Source organism: Vibrio sp. 05-20-BW147, from assembly GCF_013369385.1.
Classification (GTDB): domain Bacteria; phylum Pseudomonadota; class Gammaproteobacteria; order Enterobacterales; family Vibrionaceae; genus Vibrio; species Vibrio floridensis.
Genome location: NZ_SZTO01000006.1, coordinates 15,952 through 33,271 on the forward strand (window position 1 = coordinate 15,952; position 17,320 = coordinate 33,271).

Genomic DNA, 17,320 nt, shown 5'->3' on the forward strand with positions numbered 1-17,320 from the left:
AACCTTTACCTAGATCACAATAAACTCAAAGATTAACAATTCCCATACAACTCCCACTTTCAACAAAATCACAAATGCATCTAGATTTATAGCAAAAGAAAAGTTCCCGACTTTCGACCAAAAAGGAGATCTACATCACTCAAATTGATGAAAAATTGCACTCAAGTCACTTTTATTTGAGATTTAAATCGCTATGATGCGCGCAAATCGGAAAACATGTAGCGCAAGGATTAGCGTCTCAACCCGTTACAAATATAGAGAGTTCCCCTTATGCGTAAATCACTATTAGCTCTTGGTCTGTTAGCAGCAACTTCAGCACCAGTTATGGCCGCTGACTACTCAAATGGCGTTCGTGAGAATGATTACTCCTGGATGCAGTTCAATGTAATGCATACCATTGATGAGAAACCCGGTGATGCAAATCACACATACTTAGAAATGGAATTTGGCGGTCGCTCTGGCATTTTTGATTTGTATGGTTATGTTGACCTTTTCAATCCATCAAACAGCTCTAGTAGTGACAAGGATGGCGCAGATCGTCTGTTCCTTAAGTTTAACCCTCGCATGTCTTTAGATGCTGCAACGGGCAAAGATCTTTCTTTTGGTCCTATCCAAGAGCTATACATTGCTAGTGAAAACGTTGTAGATGGTGGTGACAATGGCTACAAAACAAAATGGGGTCTAGGCTCTGATGTAATGGTTCCATGGTTTGGCAAGATGCAGTTCAATTTGTATGCGCGCTATGATTTCCAAACGAAAGACTGGAATGGTTACCAAGTATCAACTAACTGGTTTAAACCATTTATGAACTTCGAAAATGGTTCGTTTATTTCTTACCAAGGTTATTTAGATTATGAATTTGGTATGGATGACAACAACGGAGCAAACTCGAGTGACGGTCTGGCTATGTTTAATGGCATCTACTGGCACGTAGATAACTTCGCTCTGGGCTACGGTCTAAAACTATACAGCGATGTATACGGAATTAAAGACTCATCAGCATTCCCTTCATCTGGTGTTGGTCACTACTTCGCAGCTACTTACAAGTTCTAATTGAACCAACTAAGTTCTTCAAAAATGGCGCCGATTGGCGCCATTTTTACATCTGGTATTGCTCAAAGTCTTGGAGTAATTGAGCATCCCTAGATAACTTATTTCACCGCTAATGCACTCAGCATTTCTTTCGATGGCGCGAAGAAATACGCACCGGTAACTGCTTTGGTGAAACGCAACAATTGGTCTGTTTTACCATCAGTGACACCATACATGCTCTCAAGCATCGCTTTGAAATTGTGCAATGTGTGGCAGTAGGCGATAAACAGCAAGCCATGCGAACCAGTCACACTGCCATACGGTAAGCTGTGACGAACAATCTTAAGCCCTTTGCCTTCTTCTTTAATGTCCACTCGACCAACGTGTGAAGCAGCAGGGACGTCGTCCAGCTCAATAGAATCTGGTTTGGTGCGGCCAATCACTTTCTCCTGAGCAGACACATTCAAACGATTCCAAGCAGGTAGGTTGTGCTCAAATCGCTGAACCATGACATAGCTGCCACCAGCAAACTCTCCGTCTGGGATCAACGCCACTTCCGCGCGCTTTTCTGCTTTCGGATTTTCAGTACCATCAACAAACATGGTCATATCGCGCGAATCAAGATAACGATACCCGTAGGTTTCATCGACGACAGTAATATCTTCTGCAACCTCTGACAGCAGTTTACGCAGCAAGTAGAAATGCAGGTCATGGCGTTTGGAATGACAATGCAGTAACACATCCACATCCGTTGAAGGCGCAACAATCTCCCCTTCACCCAATACAGGGAAATCGATCAGCTCCGCTGGCATCGCCATATCCAATTGCTGCCAAAACGACTTGCTAAACGCAATAGAAAGCGTCAACTCTGCATCAGGCTGAGATTGGTTGAGCTCTTCAACCAGTGCTGGCAGCGATTGTAATTGAGCCAATACCTTTGCTGGATTGTGGTTGATTTTAAGCAAAGTGTATAACGCGAATGGGCCCGCTTCTGGCAGAATCGCCGTTTGAGCAAGTGACATAATAAACTCCTCTTTTTTGCCCCCAGTGTAGGGCGAAACTGACGGATAATTATTGATGATCGTCAGTTAAGGTTGTCGTCTGTGGGTAAATTAGGGACATGAAAACAATCTTTTACCCACTGACTATTGAATACGTAAATACCAAACCAAAGTAGTATTAATAGGGTTAACCCATTGGTCCAGCTAAACTCGCCATGTTCCAAATAAACATGGTAGGTCGTCTGCACAATTTGCCCTAACACCAAACATAAGGTGAAACCCCGTCCATAGTTGGTAAGTTTATCAATCCATTGGCGGCCGGGCTTTCTCAATCCCATAATCCACATCAGCAAAACACTTGGAATGCCAATCAGAAGACCTAAATAGAGGGTATGGTTATCAGGGTAAACAATTTGCAAGATCTTGCCGCCACTCTCGCGGCTTGCCCCTGCACCAGCAAAGACGACCCAAGCTCGGGCTAAAAAAAACCAACCAAACCAAAGCAACAAAGGCGCTTTGAGATAACCTTGGTTGTCATAATGATCTATCGAATATCGCAAAATCTAAATCTTAATCAATGGGACTCGCGACACTTTAACGCAAATGATTCAATTAGTAACCCGCAAAGGTTAGACTATTACCATCTCTTTTACAGCAGACTTATGATGATGAAACACAACACAATCACACCGTCACCAGAATCTCAGCAAGAAGCACTCAAAATCGCTAGAGCAACACAAAAGCCTGGGCAAACCAAAGAACAAACCAAACTGATCGCACAAGGCATTGAGAAAGGCATCGCGCTTTATAAAAAGCAGCAAAAAGAGAAGCATCGTCAAGCGGACAAAATGCGTAAGAAGCAATTACGCGATAAAAGCAAAGAGCAACAGAGCTCGATTGAAGACGAAATATTCGACACTCAAGCAACGACCCCAACACCAAGCCAATTTGTACATATACTTCCTTGGGGGCTGCTAATTGTTAGCTGGTTGGGATTTATTGTTTACACCATGATGAGGAACTAATATGAAAAACATCGGCTCACTGTTACTTGCTAGCCTGTTTTTAGCGGGGTGTACCACCCCAACCCATCAGCCACTTTCCGGCTCACAAGCAATCGAAATCCGCATTGATGACCAGTTTAATCCTAAACAGTGTCAGTATCTTGGCACGGTGACAGGAAATGAAGGTCATTGGTATAGCTATCTCTTCTTTGCCAATGACACCATGATGCAGGGAGCGGTGAATGATTTGAAAAACAATGCCAAAGAATTAGATGCAGACACCATCTTCGTCATTGCGCCGCAGGCGTTTGTTACCTCTTTTAGCTTGCTTGGCACCGCTTATCGCTGCCAATAAAAAAAGCCAGCGAATGCTGGCTTACGCACGAAATCCAAGGCTGCTGGCGATATCTTTCTCACGTTCCATAACCCATTGGCTATCAAATGGTCCCCAGTCTGACAGTTGGTAATAACCATCATTATGACGTCGGCCATCTTGAACAAACATAAGTTCGATTCCAATCCCCGGCAGCGCCTTCAGTACATCTTGAATAGTACGACGAGGCCACCCCGTTTTTTCGATTAACTTAGGCACATTTGGCCTTTCAAGGTTCTCCACCAATAAGGCCAAATACAGCCGCCTTGCGAAAACAGGACTCAATTCCATTGACACCTCCTAAACTTGTGCTAACTCATTATTTCTTTTTTTCTCAGTCTTTTGTTGAGGTTGATCAATAACTCTCCAATCCCCTTAGCGAAAGTGTGAGTTTTTTTGAACTTCAAAATATTCCTGACGATATTTTGTGTGTTCTGTCGCTTCTTGATAGGATGCAAAACACAACAAAAAGAATTAGCCCAAAAGGAAAAACACATGACCATTACCATGTATGGCATTCCTAACTGCGACACCATTAAGAAAGCCAAAAAATGGCTAGAAGACGCAGGTGTTGCTTACGAATTTCATGATTATCGTAAGCAAGGTATTAACGCGGAACTTGTGAGTCAGTTTTGTCAGCAATTGACATGGGAGCAAGTGCTTAATAAGCGCGGCACCACCTTCCGTCAGTTGACTGACGAGCAAAAAGAGTCGCTCAATGAGACAACCGCCGTTGATTTGCTAGTCGCACACCCTGCGATGATCAAACGCCCAATTTTGCGAGTCAATGACCAGCTACACGTTGGCTTTAAAGCAGAACAGTATTCAAAAATTTTCAATTAATGAAGGATTATCAAGGATGACAGACAGCCCAGTACTGGCTCTAACCAAAGATCTCATCAGTCGCCAGTCGGTAACCCCCGAAGACGCCGGTTGCCAAGATGTCATGATAGCGCGCCTAGAGGCTCTTGGTTTTACCATTGAGCGCATGGTGTTTGAAGATACCACCAACTTTTGGGCTCGCCGTGGCACACAAGCGCCACTCTTCGCCTTTGCAGGCCACACTGATGTGGTGCCCGCTGGAAAATTAGAGCATTGGCACACACCGCCTTTTGAACCGACCGAAAAAGAAGGCTATTTGTATGGCCGCGGAGCAGCGGATATGAAAGGCTCATTGGCAGCAATGATCGTCGCGACGGAGCGTTTTATCGCAGAACATCCCGATCATCAGGGTTCTATCGGTTTCCTGATCACCTCAGATGAGGAAGGCCCGTTTATCAATGGCACGGTTCGCGTTGTGGAAACGTTGATGGCGCGCGATGAAAACATCGACATGTGTATTGTCGGCGAGCCATCAAGCACCGAAGTCGTTGGTGATGTGGTAAAAAATGGTCGTCGTGGTTCGATCACTGGCGACTTAACCGTCATAGGGACTCAAGGCCATGTGGCTTACCCTCATCTTGCGGACAACCCAGTGCACAAATCGCTTTTGGCAATCCACGCCCTAGCGACCACTGAGTGGGACAAGGGTAATGAATACTTCCCGCCAACCAGCTTCCAGATCCCGAACGTACAAGCGGGTACGGGTGCGTCCAATGTTATCCCAGGTGAGTTCCACGTTCAGTTCAATTTGCGCTTTAGTACCGAGCTTTGCAACGAGCGAATTGTAGAACGAGTGACTCAAACACTCGACCAACATGACCTCAGTTACGATCTCAAATGGACGTACAACGGCGACCCATTCCTAACTGATACGGGAGCACTTCTGGACGCGGTGGTGGATGCTGTCGATAGCGTCAACCAAACCAAACCCGCATTACTGACCACTGGCGGTACTTCAGACGGACGCTTCATCGCACGAATGGGCGGACAAGTGGTTGAGCTCGGACCGGTGAATGCCACCATTCATAAAGTGAACGAGTGTGTGAAAATCGATGACTTAGAAAAACTCACCGATATGTACCAGAAAACATTGGAAAACTTATTGGCATGAACACCATTGAGCAGCTGACTGGCAGCGAAACGTCTCATTTAGAACACGTTTTAGTGGGGGAAAAATGGTTTTGGCTCCACCCGGAGGTGAAAAATGATCTTTTCGCTCTGCTAGAAGCGGCTCAAACCGCTGGTTTTAAAATGGAAATTGCCAGCGGTTTTCGTGATTTTCAACGCCAGCGGGCTATTTGGAACGCAAAATTTTCTGGCACGACAGCGATTCTCGATCGCAACTCTCAACCAATTGATAAACAGTCTCTAACCGATGAAGAGAAAATGTGGGCGATTTTGCGTTGGTCTGCACTGCCAGGTGCCAGTCGACATCATTGGGGGTGTGATTTTGATGTCTTTGCACGCAATCTCCTGCCCGAAAACGAATCGCTCAAATTGGAACCTTGGGAATACCACTCTGGTCATCAAGCGCCCTTTTATCTTTGGTTGCAACAACACCTATCACAGTTCGGTTTTTTCTTTCCCTATGCGGAAGACTTAGGCGGTGTTGCCGCTGAACCATGGCACATCAGCCATGTCGCAACCTCTTGCGATTTTTTGCAAGCACTAACACTTACACAATTGAGACATCAACTGGAACAGCATCCCATTGATGGACAAAAACATGTACTCGCCAATCTCTCTCTGATCTACAATCAGTTTATCGCCAATATTTGCCCTGCGGAGGCAGTATGAAAGAACTTTTAACCAACCCTTGGGTCATCAGTTTCGTTGTTCTAAGCGTGATTGTCGGCAATATTGCAGCACTAAAATACACCGCCAAAATGAAATTCGGCCAAGTGGATAAACTGCGAGAGAAAAGTGATCTCGACAAACTGAACGAGTTGGATAAGAAAAACCAACAACGTAAAACGGATGACGAATAAGAGTAAAAGCTCTGTGTATCCACCATCAGAAATCACTAAACACGAAAAAGGGGCTTAACGCCCCTTTTTCATATCCATCAACGAATTTAGTCTAGCTTAACGACCGCAGCCAACACTGGCGCCATCGATTTCAAGAACGCTTCTTCAACGGGCTTACCTGACGCATCCGTCACGTTAATCGACGTACGGTTACCTAAATCCCCAAACAAGAAGGTGTAAGTCCCAGACTTCATCTCCATCGGCTTCACGCCAATCTTATTCCAAAACTCATCGTCTGGCGACGCGTACTTCGCCTTGATAGTACCTTGAGATTGATTGCGTTCCTCAATGGTAAAGCCCATCTTAGGTAGAATCGTCGGAAGTCGTTGCCACAACACGTTGTAAGGTGTACGAGCAATAATGACGGGGAAGCCGCTTCTATCGGTACCCATAGTGATAGGAATTTGCTTCACCAGTTCCTGAGCTCGACGCTGCGCTTCTTCACGCTTCGTTTGATCATATCGGGACGTGACTAAGTTGGTCATAAAGACGTTGTAGCGTTCTTTATTCACCAAAGTGACAGGTTTTGACTCCGTTCCCTCACGCCAATCGATCAAATTGATTTTAAAACCGTGTCGATTACTGGCTTCAAATCTGTCTATCGAATATCGACTGCCAATTTCAACATCTTCATCTTCAGAACGCCAGATAACCCAGCCAGTTTCGATGTGTGAATCTGACTGTGCTTCAATGGGGATTTGACGCTCCGCGATCAGGTCTTTAACCGTTTGCCAAACTTCATCTGCCTCTTCTTGCTTAATCAGCCACAAGGTCACTTCACCTTGGTTACGCTCATAACGAGCGCCAGGAATGAGTTCAAGAATTTGCTGAGGTGGACGAATATCCACTTGCTGACCAATACCTCCAGCAAACTCGCCCTGAGGGATGTTGTAATTGGGGTAAAACTGGGGAGTGGCCCCTTCAGGTAACTGCCACTGCTCTAGCGGTGGGGTTTCGAGGTAAGCAAAATCATCCTTTGCCTGACGACGCTGAGTCGGACTGCCAGAACAGGCAGACAAAACGAAAACAGCCAGCGAGCTAAGCACCAACTGACGAGAAAACTTCATTGAAACTCCTAAAGCGCCGGATTACTCCGGCGTGACAACATTCTTTTAGTAAATTCCTGCATCGGTCATTGCTTGCGCAACGATCGGGCGACACTTCTCAGACAATTCTGTCATCGGTAAACGCAGGTGGCCACATTCAATTAAACCCAGTTGCTGAGCAACCCATTTAACAGGAATTGGGCTCGACTCAATAAACAGGTTCTTATGTAATGGCATCAAACGCTGGTTGATCACTTCTGCTTCTTCAAAACGCCCTTCAAGCGCCAAACGGAACATATCCGCCATGTCTTTCGCTGCGATATTGTTGGTTACAGAAATCACACCTTGACCGCCCAAACGAACAAAATCGAGGCCTGTCGCGTCATCACCACTTAGTAAGATAAAATCTTCGCCACAAAGTTCACGGTGAAGTGCAACACGCTTCAAATCACCCGTCGCATCTTTTAATGCAACGATGTTATCGATCTCGGCCAAACGAGCGACGGTTTCTGGCAAAAGGTCAACCGCAGTACGCCCAGGCACGTTATAGAGAATTTGGGGAACATTACTCACTTCAGCAATCGCTTTGTAGTGCTGGAACAAACCTTCTTGCGTTGGCTTATTGTAGTATGGAGTAACACTCAGGCATGCATCGATACCTGAATCATTCAGCAGACGGCTGAAAGTCACCGACTCATGGGTAGCATTTGCTCCCGTGCCAGCGATAACTGGGATTCGACCATTAACAAATTCAACCGTTTTGTTGACTACTTTAACGTGCTCTTCAACTGTCAACGTTGAAGACTCTCCTGTGGTACCCACAGCCACGATACCGTTCGTACCGGCAGCGATGTGATATTCAACTAATTTTTGTAGACAATCAAAGTCCACTTCACCATCGGCTTTAAACGGCGTAAGTAACGCAACGATACTTCCTGATAACATGTCTTTCTCCCTCATATAATCCTTCCTGCATGGTACTGTAAGGCGATTCAAAAAAACAAGAGCGCAAACTCGCTTCCTGAATACTAGTGGATGAATATTTGCGTTTATTGGTGGTTTATAAGGCGCTCCCACTCGGAAAAGCGAGATTCACTCAACTATAATCAGACAATATCGATAGCGTGTCAGCGTCTGGTGAACAAAGCACTTTTCGCAACACGCTATTCTCTAACGTAAAAAACGGAAGCGACTCGACATTTTCCTTAAACTTCTGTGTTACCATCCGGAAAAAACAAAATGCACAATAAGAGCGAATCTATGACTCAACATCTGGTAATCACCGCAATGGGCACGGACCGGCCAGGCATCTGTAACCAGGTCGTACAATTAGTGACACGCGCTGGTTGTAATATTATTGACAGTCGAATCGCGATTTTCGGCAACGAATTTACCCTCATCATGTTGCTTTCTGGAAACGCCAATGGCATCACCAGAGTAGAGACTACCCTTCCATTACTTGGGCAAGAGCATGATCTCATCACCATTATGAAAAGAACCTCTACTCATCATCCTTCGAGCAACAGCTACACAATGGAAGTGTTTGTCGAATCGGATGACCGAGTAGGTTTAACGGAAAAATTCACTCATTTTTTCGCTGACAAACAAATTGGCCTTAGCGCCCTTAGTGCGCAAACCATCAACAAAGCAGCCGTACACAAGGAACAAGACCAGTTCCATATTGCGATTACGGCTCATGTTCAAAGCGAATGCAATCTAATGCAAATCCAAGAAGACTTTAATGATCTTTGCCGCTCGCTGAACGTACAAGGCACTTTGAACTTTATAAAAAACACCCTTTAAAAGGAATAACGACATGAATATGCTGCAAGCAGGCTCCCCTGCTCCAGAATTTTCTTTGCCTGATCAAAATGGAAATCTTGTCTCGCTCAAAGACCTCAAAGGAAAAAAAGTTCTCTTTTACTTCTACCCAAAAGCAATGACTCCCGGTTGTACCGTTCAGGCCCAAGGCCTACGTGACGTCCATAGCGAGCTCGCAAAGCATAATGTGGTTGTGCTGGGCGTAAGTATCGATCCCGTCAAACGTTTGGGTAAGTTTATTGAACGAGATTCGCTCAACTTCACTTTACTGTCAGATGAAGATCACGCCGTTGCTGAACAATTTGGTGTTTGGGGCGAGAAAAAGTTCATGGGCAAAGTGTACGACGGCCTTCACCGTATTAGTTTCCTCATCAACGAGGAAGGCGTTATTGAACACGTCTTTGATAAGTTCAAAACCAAAGACCACCATGAAGTGGTTCTTAATTATCTTGAGCAGAGTAAATAGGACGAGTTAAAGCATCTTTACTTATCCAGCAGACAATAATAAGCCCAGCGTGTTCGCTGGGCTTTCTTTTATGAGCAATAAATGAATGAATTGAGGCAATACCATCTTAGGACGGTTGTGCTTCGTGATCATCTTGACTTGGCAGTGCTTTCCACACCGCTTTCACTAAGGTCGCCAACGGGATAGCGAAGAACACGCCCCAAAATCCCCATAGGCCACCAAACACCAAAACCGCGACAATAATCGCGACGGGATGCAGATTGACCGCTTCAGAAAAGAGGACTGGCACAAGCACGTTACCATCGAGCGCTTGGATGATGCCATAAGCGATGAGCAACGTATAAAACTCGGTTGAGATACCCCACTGGAACAGTGCAACGATCGCAACAGGAACCGTTACCGCTGCGGCACCAATATACGGAATGAGTACTGAAAGGCCAACGGCTACTGCCAGTAGTGCCGAATATCTTAAATCCAAGATGGCGAAGGTGATATAACTCACTCCACCGACAATTAAGATTTCCAACACTTTGCCACGGATGTAGTTTGAAATCTGCTCATTCATTTCGCGCCAAACTTTGTTGGCCAGATTTCGGTTTTTGGGTAGCAGGCCACTGGCCATTCGCATCATTTCTTCTTTGTCTTTGAGTAAGAAGAACACCAACAGCGGCACCAAGATCAGATATACCGCCAAAGTGGCAATGCTAATCAAGGAAGCCAATGATCCTTTAACAACACTTTCTCCCATTCCCAACACTTTGTTTTTCGCGTTAGTGGCGATCGCTTCCACGATTTGCAGGTTAGCTAACTCTGGATAACGTTCCGGAAGTGAAGCGATAAACTGTTGTAATCCATTATACATGTTCGGAATGTCGTTGATTAAGTTGCCAATCTGCGTCCAAATGGTTGGAATCAATCCAAACAATGCAATCAACATTAAACCGATAAACAGTAAGATAACCGTAATAACACCAACTGTTCTAGGAACACCAAAACGACGAAGTTGTGCGACTGGCCATTCGAGCAGATATGCCAACACAATGGCGACCAAAAGAGGGGCAAGAAGATGACCAAAGAAATAGATCGTAACAAAGCCAAACAGCAAGATAGCCACTAAGCTGACGGCATGGGGATCTGAAAAACGACGCTTATACCAGCGACTGACCATTTCAAACATCGTACGATGATTCCTTATTGAGTGTGATATGCAGGAGATAGCAATCCTGTTCCATTTTTGTTTCAACAATAAACGAGCGTGACTGAAGGTAGCGGACGATATCTCGCATGGAGCCCTGGTCAGAAACCTGAATAACTAATTGACTTCCTTCCGATAACTCTGCACTGTGACGCTTCGCCAAAAGCAATGACATTGGGCAGCGCTGTTGCCTAAGATCGAGTCGCTTACGTTCCATCTTCTCGCCTAAAACTAAACATAGGGAGATATTGTAAAGTGTTTTTTTATGGGTGCCAGCATTTATCAAAGTTTGATTTGCAGTTTGGACCTTGCACTGGCATTTTCTTTTGTAACACTTTACGAAACCAATTAGCCATCGATGGGTCTTATCATTGCTGCTATATGGAGAATCAATCATTACTATGTTAAAACGCGCACGCACTATTGTTAGCCTTTCTGTCGCTTTGACATTGGCACTGCCAGCTCCCGTTTGGTCAAACTCTGTGGACCTACCCGACATAGGTACTGCCGCAGGAGCAACGCTCTCTATCGATCAAGAACTGATCTACGGAGATGCCTACATGCGCATGTTGCGCAGTAGCAAACCTATCGTTAACGATCCTGTGCTTAATGAGTACATCGACACGCTCGGTCATCGCTTAGTGGCCAATGCGAATGACGTAAAAACCCCTTTCCACTTTTTTATGATTCGCGATCGCAACATCAATGCGTTCGCTTTTTTTGGTGGGTATGTAGCATTGCATTCTGGGCTATTTTTGCATGCGCGATCGGAAAGTGAACTCGCGTCCGTTGTGGCACATGAAATTGCCCACGTTACACAGCGACACCTAGCTCGTAGCATGGAAGAGCAAGCGAGACGCTCACCCGCTACACTTGCTGCACTAGCCGGTGCTTTGTTGCTGGCCATTGCCGCACCAGAAGCAGGCATAGCGGCCATTACCGCCACCACCGCGGGGAATATGCAGAGCCAAATTAACTACACTCGCAGCAATGAAAAAGAAGCGGACCGTTTTGGTATTAATACCCTCGCCAAGGCAGGCTTTGATGCACAAGCGATGCCGACATTTTTCTCTCGCCTAGCTGACGAATATCGCTATGCCAGCACACCACCACCGATGTTACTCACCCACCCATTGCCTGAAGACCGTATTACCGATAGCCGAGCTAGAGCGCAAGCCTATCCTCCGATGCGCATCCAACCCTCATTGGATTATCATCTGACTCGTGCGCGCATTGTGGCGCGGTATGCTGGTATCGATTCGGATGCTGCAATGGATTGGTTTGAGCGCACGCAGAAGAAAGCAACGCCGGATCTTATCCCTGCCTTTGAGTATGGAAGAGCATTAGTTCACCTTGATAATAAACAGCTTACTGAAGCTTCAGAAATTCTGACGAAACTTAATAAAGCCGACCCAAATAACATTTTCTACTTGGATGCTATGTCGGATCTCTATATCGAGCAAAAGCAGCCAGAGAAAGCAATCACAATGTTAAAAAATGCGTTAGAACGCATTCCCAATAACAAGGTTCTAACGATAAACTACGCCAACGCTTTGCTCGAAGCGCAAAAAACTGAAGAAGCGATTCGCATACTGCAACGTTATACCCACGATAGTCCTGAAGATACCAACGGCTGGCACTTGCTCTCACGCGCCAACATTGCCGTAGGAAACAGTGGTGAAGACCTCGCAGCCCGAGCTGAAATTCTCGCTTTGCAAGCGAATTGGAACAAAGCCATACAGTACTACACTCAGGCAAGCCAATTAGCCGAATTGGGCAGCCTACAACAAGCAAGATACGACGCTAGAATCGATCAGTTGATGGTTCAGCGTGATCGCTTCCTCGCATTACAATAATGATATGGAGATACTTATGTCAGTCGTGATTTATCACAATCCTCGTTGCTCAAAGAGCCGCCAAACACTAGAACTGTTAGAGCAAAATGGTGTGACACCTGACGTGGTCAAATACCTAGAAACGCCATTGAATGTGGCGCAGTTGAAAGCCCTATTCGCACAGCTTGGTTTTTCGTCTGTGCGTGACATGATGCGCACCAAAGAAGAGCTCTACAAATCGCTAGCGTTAGGTGATGCAAACGTCTCGGACGAACAGCTTTTCCAAGCGATGGCAGACAACCCTTCATTGTTTGAACGTCCAGTCGTGGTTGCCAATGGCCAAGCACGCATCGGTCGCCCACCAGAGCAAGTACTTGAGATCCTTTAATTGCCTATGACTACTCAGCTTTTAGTGCTGTATTACAGTCGCCACGGCAAAACCAAATCGCTTGCTCGTCAAATCGCCCGGGGAATAGAGACCGTTCCCCACAGCGAAGCCATTTTACGTACCGTAGCAGAATTGAACACTGGCTCACAGCATGCGGCTGATCCGATTGTTACTCTGGACGAGTTGCGTCATTGCGATGGTTTGGCAATGGGCAGTCCCGTTTGGTTTGGTGCGATGGCAACGCCACTAAAGCACTTTTGGGATCAAACCTCACCGCTGTGGTTGAATGGATCTTTGATTGATAAACCAGCCTGTGTTTTTACTTCATCAAGTAGTATGCACGGGGGGCAAGAAACGACGCTACAGAATATGATGGTCCCACTGCTGCATCACGGCATGTTAATTCTGGGCATCCCCTATTCTGAGCCTGATTTACATCAAACCCAATCAGGAGGCACACCCTATGGTGCCAGCAGTGTTGGTCATGATGCTTCGTTGACAGCGGAAGAAATTCGCTTAGCGCAACAATTAGGAAAGCGCTTGGCACAAGTTGCCAAAAAGCAAAAGGAGTCGTAAATGTCTGATGTCGAAATGAGTCCAAAAACTCAGCAGTACCGTTATCTGGCCTTATTTGGCAACCTATCACTGTTGCTGTGGGTCATATTGTGGCAAATGGCACTCTCACCGCACCCACATTTGAGTTCCACTACACTGGCTGTTGCATGGTGTATTCCGCTGTTATTGCCTTTGCCGGGCATTTTAGCGGGAAAACCATATACCCATGCTTGGGCCAACTTTGTGTTGATGCTCTATTTCTTACACGCACTGACCATTTTGTACGTCGATGGTGGTGAAAGATGGCTTGCCCTTGTAGAGCTACTGCTAACAACGCTTGGTTTTGCTGGCAATATTCTCTTTGCCAGAGCACGCGGACAAGAGTTGGGGATGAAACTTAAGAAGCTATCGCAGGTAGAAAAAGACGAGAAAGCAAAGTTTGATCACTCCTAACATGGTCGAGTAAACAAGTTCCCCTCATAATCACTGAACGCACAGGAGCAACATTGTTCTTGTGCGTTTTTTATTCTCGTTGTTTGCAATCGTTGACAGATTCAAGAACTGAACTTCACTGCACAGAAACCAAATCCACTGGCGAATTTTTGCTTTTACTACTTTAATTATCACTAATATTTTCTTACTCTACCCCATATTAATAAAAATATTATTAAAGATTATGACTAAGAGCAATTTGATAACTAGCACTGGGCATCGCTTTATTTCAAAAGGCAAAACTGCCTTCAAAATTCATATCCATACGCCTGAAGACAAAGTGCTTCATCGTTCAATTGGATTTGTAAAAATCGGGGAAAAAAAAGCGCTTCAGAAAGCAATTAAGATGCGCAACGAGATTGGAAAAGAGATGTGGGGTAAGTTTTGGCGTCGATTACTAAAAGATCCATACTTGATGACTCGATTACCCCACAGCGTAGAACCTAAAATTGTTCACAAACCGAGCCCAACCATTGCAGATCCCAACAACCGTGATACTTGCTATATCGCAAAGTGGCGAGTGATGGACGAAAAGGGCGAATACAAGTACAAAACCGTGGTTCGTTCAATCAGCAAGTATGGCAAGCTCGCAGCCTACTCACAAACCAAAAAAGCGCTATTGGAAGCGCACAAAGAGAATTTAGAGATCCTCACCTTTATGGGCCGATTGAACAGCATCGGTCTCAAATAACGCGTACTCTTTTTCGCCCTCAAACAAAGCAAAAAAAACCGCAGCACTGAGCTGCGGTTTTTTTATTCTTACTGGCCAATTATGCGTTTGCTTCACGCTCTGCAATAAACGCCAACGCCATCTTAATACGCGCAACAACACGCTCTTTGCCGATAAGCTGCATTACCGCATCCACAGAAGGTGATTGACCACCACCGGTTACCGCCACACGTAGAGGCATACCAATTTTGCCCATGCCGATTTCAAGTTCAGTACACACATCGGCAATCACTTGGTGTAGGTTTTCTGTTGTCCACTCAGTAAGGGCTTCCACTTTAGCCAGTGCGACTTCTAGCGGCTGCTTCGCCACACCACGCAGGTGTTTTTTCGCTGCATCAGCATCAAATGCGTCAAAATCTTGGTAGAAGTAACCAATTTGCTCAACCAACTCAACCAACGTATTGCAACGCTCACCAACCAGTTTGATCACGTCAGTAATGGCTGGACCATTTTCTGTCTTGATGCCCTTTTGATCCAAGTGCCATTGTAGGTGTTCTGCCACATACTCTGGATCCGATGTTTTGATGTAATGGTTATTCAACCAAAGCAGCTTGTCGGTATTAAACGCAGACGCTGACTTTGAGATAGCATTCAAGCTAAATAGGTTGATCATCTCTTCTTGAGAGAAAATTTCTTGGTCGCCGTGAGACCAACCAAGGCGCACGAGGTAGTTGTTCAATGCGACTGGCAAGTAACCCATATCACGGTATTGCATCACTGACACCGCACCATGGCGCTTAGACAGTTTCGCACCATCGTCACCTAGGATCATGGCACAATGCGCAAACGTAGGTACGGTTACACCTAGTGCTTTATAGATGTTGATTTGACGAGGCGTGTTGTTGATATGGTCTTCACCACGAATAACGTGCGTAATGCCCATATCCCAATCGTCGACTACTACACAGAAGTTGTAGGTTGGTGAGCCATCGGTACGACGGATGATCAGGTCATCCATTTGGCTGTTGCTGATTTCGATACGGCCACGGATTTGATCTTCGAATACTACGCTACCCTCTTTCGGGTTACGGAAACGAATCACGCATGGATCACCCTCTTTTGCTGCTTCATTAGCCGCTTTAATCTTTGGATGATCGGCATCGTAGCGAGGCATTTCTTTGTTAGCTTCTTGCTCAGCACGAACTTCGTCAAGTAGCTCTTTTGATGCGTAACATTTGTACGCTTTGTCTTCCGCAAGCAGCTTGTCAACCATCTCGTTGTAACGGTCAAAACGTTGCGTTTGGAAATAAGGACCTTCGTTCCATTCCAAACCTAACCATTGCATACCTTCAATGATGGCATCTACCGCTTCCTGAGAGTTGCGCTCTAGGTCAGTATCTTCGATACGTAGAACGAATTCACCACCTTGGCTTTTCGCGTATAACCAAGAGTAAAGTGCTGTACGAGCACCACCAACGTGTAGGTAGCCAGTTGGGCTAGGAGCAAAACGAGTTTTAACCGTCATTAATTTTTACCTTTTGGAAGAAGCGTGCTGATAAGACTAGCACCACTAAGAAATGTGCGACATTTTAGCACTATGAGGTAAATCTACAATGACCATACAAAAGACATTTTGCCAAGCCCAACAGTTCAGGTCGATTACCCGCTCAAATTGGTTACTTGTTTAGTAACCAAGTTAAGATTTGCGTTTTTTCTTCGGCTGTTGCCTTTTCATACCAATAACTCAGCATATCGAGAGATTTAGATGTCGCTGGTAGCTGAGTTGAGATGGATTTTCTGTTCTCAAAAGCCCATTGAGCAAAACGTTGTTTATCTTCTGCACTGGCTTCGCTATACCAATATTGGGCCATTTCTACAGGCTTAGAAACCATTACAGCTGGCTGTTTTGAAACATTGTTCTCATTCTCAACGATGACAACGTTCTGTTTTTGCTCCGCGAGGATTGCTTCAAAATACCCTGCTGGAATTAAAAAATTAAGTTGAGAGCTGTTGTTTCTTGCATTCACAGAATAGTGAAGCCCATTTTCTGCCGCAGACAACAACTCGTTTTCATAAATAGGAAATGAAAAATGCTGTGTAACAGTACAGTGCTCTGAGCATGTTTCATCGGTTGGTGCTGTCATTGTAATGGAACGTTGCTTATTCTTAATAGAGACCGAAGTATACTCATTGTTTGATTTGAAATAGCTCAGTTCAATCGCAATGTAGGAGTCGGGAGCAGTTGAGCTTTCATTTGTTGGAAAGTTCGCGATAACTTTCGAGACATTTTTTATGGCAAAGCCACCTCTAGAATCATTTTCTATTGGGGTAACTCCTTTCGCTTCTACAGTAATATAACTCGCTTTCTGACTAACAGAGCTAATCGCATCACTAAAATCGTCATCGCTCGATAAGGTAGTACATCCATTTAGCAAAATTAATCCTATAACCAACATCTTTTTGTACATTTCATACACCTTATTTCTTAGATTTTTAGAACGATAAAACGCTAGCAGTGTACTGCTAGCGTTTT

23 protein-coding genes are annotated in these 17,320 nt (G+C 45.2%); 14 read left to right on the top strand and 9 right to left on the bottom strand.

Annotation, left to right across the window (positions count from 1 at the left end; all coding sequences use genetic code 11):
* Window positions 1–270 precede the first annotated feature (270 nt).
* Complete coding sequence (locus FC652_RS06370) at window positions 271–1,053, top strand: outer membrane protein OmpK (protein ID WP_176297938.1); 783 nt, start codon at window positions 271–273, stop codon at window positions 1,051–1,053.
* A gap of 98 nt (window positions 1,054–1,151) precedes the next feature.
* Here FC652_RS06370 and FC652_RS06375 read toward each other — a convergent pair whose 3' ends face one another.
* Both FC652_RS06375 and FC652_RS06380 read right to left on the bottom strand, forming a co-directional pair.
* Window positions 1,152–2,054, bottom strand: coding sequence for a Dyp-type peroxidase (locus FC652_RS06375; protein WP_011079822.1), 903 nt, complete (start codon window positions 2,052–2,054; stop codon window positions 1,152–1,154).
* A 62-nt stretch (window positions 2,055–2,116) separates the two neighbouring features.
* Window positions 2,117–2,593, bottom strand: coding sequence for a DUF2919 domain-containing protein (locus tag FC652_RS06380; RefSeq protein ID WP_011079821.1), 477 nt, complete (start codon window positions 2,591–2,593; stop codon window positions 2,117–2,119).
* Window positions 2,594–2,695: 102 nt separating this feature from the next.
* Between FC652_RS06380 and FC652_RS06385 the strand changes: the two genes are divergently transcribed.
* Together FC652_RS06385 and FC652_RS06390 are read left to right on the top strand one after the other, a co-directional pair.
* Window positions 2,696–3,058, top strand: a complete 363-nt coding sequence (locus FC652_RS06385) for a DUF2956 domain-containing protein (protein WP_176297939.1) — start codon at window positions 2,696–2,698, stop codon at window positions 3,056–3,058.
* Between the two features lies 1 nt (window position 3,059).
* Window positions 3,060–3,392, top strand: coding sequence for a DUF4156 domain-containing protein (locus FC652_RS06390; RefSeq protein ID WP_176297940.1), 333 nt, complete (start codon window positions 3,060–3,062; stop codon window positions 3,390–3,392).
* 21 nt (window positions 3,393–3,413) lie between these two features.
* Here the strand turns inward: FC652_RS06390 and FC652_RS06395 are convergent, their stop codons facing one another.
* A complete protein-coding gene (locus FC652_RS06395) occupies window positions 3,414–3,701 on the bottom strand; it encodes a helix-turn-helix domain-containing protein (RefSeq protein ID WP_011079818.1) in 288 nt (95 codons plus the stop codon).
* 204 nt (window positions 3,702–3,905) lie between these two features.
* Here FC652_RS06395 and FC652_RS06400 point away from each other — a divergent pair, with 204 nt between their 5' ends.
* The 4 genes from FC652_RS06400 to FC652_RS06415 are packed head-to-tail and all read left to right on the top strand — an operon-like array spanning window position 3,906 to window position 6,280.
* Window positions 3,906–4,253 (top strand): ArsC family reductase, encoded by a 348-nt coding sequence (locus FC652_RS06400; RefSeq protein WP_176297941.1) that lies wholly within the window; start codon window positions 3,906–3,908, stop codon window positions 4,251–4,253.
* A gap of 16 nt (window positions 4,254–4,269) precedes the next feature.
* Window positions 4,270–5,403: a succinyl-diaminopimelate desuccinylase gene (dapE, locus tag FC652_RS06405; RefSeq protein ID WP_176297942.1), complete on the top strand. Its 1,134-nt coding sequence runs from the start codon at window positions 4,270–4,272 to the stop codon at window positions 5,401–5,403.
* Window positions 5,400–6,089, top strand: coding sequence for a M15 family metallopeptidase (locus tag FC652_RS06410; RefSeq protein WP_176297943.1), 690 nt, complete (start codon window positions 5,400–5,402; stop codon window positions 6,087–6,089). The genes dapE and FC652_RS06410 overlap by 4 nt, the downstream gene beginning before the upstream one ends.
* Window positions 6,086–6,280, top strand: a complete 195-nt coding sequence (locus FC652_RS06415; protein ID WP_176297944.1) for a DUF2897 family protein — start codon at window positions 6,086–6,088, stop codon at window positions 6,278–6,280. Before FC652_RS06410 ends, FC652_RS06415 begins: the two co-directional genes overlap by 4 nt.
* Window positions 6,281–6,366: 86 nt before the next feature.
* Here FC652_RS06415 and bamC read toward each other — a convergent pair whose 3' ends face one another.
* A complete protein-coding gene (bamC, locus tag FC652_RS06420) occupies window positions 6,367–7,386 on the bottom strand; it encodes an outer membrane protein assembly factor BamC (RefSeq protein WP_176297945.1) in 1,020 nt (339 codons plus the stop codon).
* A gap of 45 nt (window positions 7,387–7,431) precedes the next feature.
* Window positions 7,432–8,310, bottom strand: a complete 879-nt coding sequence (gene dapA, locus FC652_RS06425) for a 4-hydroxy-tetrahydrodipicolinate synthase (RefSeq protein WP_176297946.1) — start codon at window positions 8,308–8,310, stop codon at window positions 7,432–7,434.
* Window positions 8,311–8,625: 315 nt separating this feature from the next.
* Here dapA and FC652_RS06430 point away from each other — a divergent pair, with 315 nt between their 5' ends.
* Together FC652_RS06430 and bcp are read left to right on the top strand one after the other, a co-directional pair.
* Window positions 8,626–9,168 carry a glycine cleavage system protein R gene (locus FC652_RS06430; protein WP_176297947.1) on the top strand — a complete coding sequence of 181 codons (543 nt, stop codon included), beginning with the start codon at window positions 8,626–8,628 and terminating at the stop codon, window positions 9,166–9,168.
* A gap of 13 nt (window positions 9,169–9,181) precedes the next feature.
* On the top strand, window positions 9,182–9,652 hold the full coding sequence (gene bcp, locus FC652_RS06435) for a thioredoxin-dependent thiol peroxidase (protein WP_011079810.1): 471 nt from the start codon (window positions 9,182–9,184) through the stop codon (window positions 9,650–9,652).
* Between the two features lie 106 nt (window positions 9,653–9,758).
* Here the strand turns inward: bcp and FC652_RS06440 are convergent, their stop codons facing one another.
* Both FC652_RS06440 and FC652_RS06445 read right to left on the bottom strand, forming a co-directional pair.
* A complete protein-coding gene (locus tag FC652_RS06440) occupies window positions 9,759–10,829 on the bottom strand; it encodes an AI-2E family transporter (RefSeq protein WP_176297948.1) in 1,071 nt (356 codons plus the stop codon).
* Window positions 10,822–11,064 (bottom strand): sulfurtransferase TusA family protein, encoded by a 243-nt coding sequence (locus tag FC652_RS06445; RefSeq protein WP_176297949.1) that lies wholly within the window; start codon window positions 11,062–11,064, stop codon window positions 10,822–10,824. Before FC652_RS06445 ends, FC652_RS06440 begins: the two co-directional genes overlap by 8 nt.
* Window positions 11,065–11,248: 184 nt before the next feature.
* On the opposite strand from FC652_RS06445, the gene FC652_RS06450 reads away from it, so the two are divergent.
* The 5 genes from FC652_RS06450 (at window position 11,249) to FC652_RS06470 (ending at window position 14,808) form a co-directional block, all read left to right on the top strand.
* Window positions 11,249–12,703 (top strand): M48 family metallopeptidase, encoded by a 1,455-nt coding sequence (locus tag FC652_RS06450; protein ID WP_176297950.1) that lies wholly within the window; start codon window positions 11,249–11,251, stop codon window positions 12,701–12,703.
* 16 nt (window positions 12,704–12,719) lie between these two features.
* The gene (gene arsC, locus FC652_RS06455) at window positions 12,720–13,070 is read left to right on the top strand and encodes an arsenate reductase (glutaredoxin) (RefSeq protein ID WP_176297951.1); all 351 of its coding nucleotides are present in this window, start codon (window positions 12,720–12,722) and stop codon (window positions 13,068–13,070) included.
* 6 nt (window positions 13,071–13,076) lie between these two features.
* On the top strand, window positions 13,077–13,646 hold the full coding sequence (gene wrbA / locus FC652_RS06460) for an NAD(P)H:quinone oxidoreductase (RefSeq protein ID WP_176297952.1): 570 nt from the start codon (window positions 13,077–13,079) through the stop codon (window positions 13,644–13,646).
* Window positions 13,647–14,078 carry a DUF2069 domain-containing protein gene (locus tag FC652_RS06465; protein ID WP_176297953.1) on the top strand — a complete coding sequence of 144 codons (432 nt, stop codon included), beginning with the start codon at window positions 13,647–13,649 and terminating at the stop codon, window positions 14,076–14,078. It abuts the gene before it with no gap.
* Between the two features lie 223 nt (window positions 14,079–14,301).
* On the top strand, window positions 14,302–14,808 hold the full coding sequence (locus tag FC652_RS06470) for a Fe3+-citrate ABC transporter substrate-binding protein (RefSeq protein WP_176297954.1): 507 nt from the start codon (window positions 14,302–14,304) through the stop codon (window positions 14,806–14,808).
* Between the two features lie 79 nt (window positions 14,809–14,887).
* Here the strand turns inward: FC652_RS06470 and gltX are convergent, their stop codons facing one another.
* Window positions 14,888–16,312 (bottom strand): glutamate--tRNA ligase, encoded by a 1,425-nt coding sequence (gltX, locus tag FC652_RS06475; protein WP_176297955.1) that lies wholly within the window; start codon window positions 16,310–16,312, stop codon window positions 14,888–14,890.
* A 151-nt stretch (window positions 16,313–16,463) separates the two neighbouring features.
* Window positions 16,464–17,255 carry a hypothetical protein gene (locus FC652_RS06480; protein ID WP_176297956.1) on the bottom strand — a complete coding sequence of 264 codons (792 nt, stop codon included), beginning with the start codon at window positions 17,253–17,255 and terminating at the stop codon, window positions 16,464–16,466.
* Window positions 17,256–17,320: the final 65 nt, after the last annotated feature.

Coding starts and splice junctions, on each gene's coding strand:
- FC652_RS06465 (WP_176297953.1), top strand. CDS start 13,647: ATGTCTGATGTCGAAATGAGTCCAAAAACTCAGCAGTACCGTTATCTG.
- arsC (WP_176297951.1), top strand. CDS start 12,720: ATGTCAGTCGTGATTTATCACAATCCTCGTTGCTCAAAGAGCCGCCAA.
- FC652_RS06415 (WP_176297944.1), top strand. CDS start 6,086: ATGAAAGAACTTTTAACCAACCCTTGGGTCATCAGTTTCGTTGTTCTA.
- FC652_RS06390 (WP_176297940.1), top strand. CDS start 3,060: ATGAAAAACATCGGCTCACTGTTACTTGCTAGCCTGTTTTTAGCGGGG.
- gltX (WP_176297955.1), bottom strand. CDS start 16,312: ATGACGGTTAAAACTCGTTTTGCTCCTAGCCCAACTGGCTACCTACAC.
- FC652_RS06395 (WP_011079818.1), bottom strand. CDS start 3,701: ATGGAATTGAGTCCTGTTTTCGCAAGGCGGCTGTATTTGGCCTTATTG.
- FC652_RS06400 (WP_176297941.1), top strand. CDS start 3,906: ATGACCATTACCATGTATGGCATTCCTAACTGCGACACCATTAAGAAA.
- FC652_RS06370 (WP_176297938.1), top strand. CDS start 271: ATGCGTAAATCACTATTAGCTCTTGGTCTGTTAGCAGCAACTTCAGCA.
- FC652_RS06480 (WP_176297956.1), bottom strand. CDS start 17,255: ATGTACAAAAAGATGTTGGTTATAGGATTAATTTTGCTAAATGGATGT.
- FC652_RS06450 (WP_176297950.1), top strand. CDS start 11,249: ATGTTAAAACGCGCACGCACTATTGTTAGCCTTTCTGTCGCTTTGACA.
- FC652_RS06430 (WP_176297947.1), top strand. CDS start 8,626: ATGACTCAACATCTGGTAATCACCGCAATGGGCACGGACCGGCCAGGC.
- FC652_RS06385 (WP_176297939.1), top strand. CDS start 2,696: ATGATGATGAAACACAACACAATCACACCGTCACCAGAATCTCAGCAA.
- FC652_RS06440 (WP_176297948.1), bottom strand. CDS start 10,829: ATGTTTGAAATGGTCAGTCGCTGGTATAAGCGTCGTTTTTCAGATCCC.
- wrbA (WP_176297952.1), top strand. CDS start 13,077: ATGACTACTCAGCTTTTAGTGCTGTATTACAGTCGCCACGGCAAAACC.
- FC652_RS06445 (WP_176297949.1), bottom strand. CDS start 11,064: ATGGAACGTAAGCGACTCGATCTTAGGCAACAGCGCTGCCCAATGTCA.
- bamC (WP_176297945.1), bottom strand. CDS start 7,386: ATGAAGTTTTCTCGTCAGTTGGTGCTTAGCTCGCTGGCTGTTTTCGTT.
- FC652_RS06470 (WP_176297954.1), top strand. CDS start 14,302: ATGACTAAGAGCAATTTGATAACTAGCACTGGGCATCGCTTTATTTCA.
- dapE (WP_176297942.1), top strand. CDS start 4,270: ATGACAGACAGCCCAGTACTGGCTCTAACCAAAGATCTCATCAGTCGC.
- dapA (WP_176297946.1), bottom strand. CDS start 8,310: ATGTTATCAGGAAGTATCGTTGCGTTACTTACGCCGTTTAAAGCCGAT.
- FC652_RS06410 (WP_176297943.1), top strand. CDS start 5,400: ATGAACACCATTGAGCAGCTGACTGGCAGCGAAACGTCTCATTTAGAA.
- bcp (WP_011079810.1), top strand. CDS start 9,182: ATGAATATGCTGCAAGCAGGCTCCCCTGCTCCAGAATTTTCTTTGCCT.
- FC652_RS06375 (WP_011079822.1), bottom strand. CDS start 2,054: ATGTCACTTGCTCAAACGGCGATTCTGCCAGAAGCGGGCCCATTCGCG.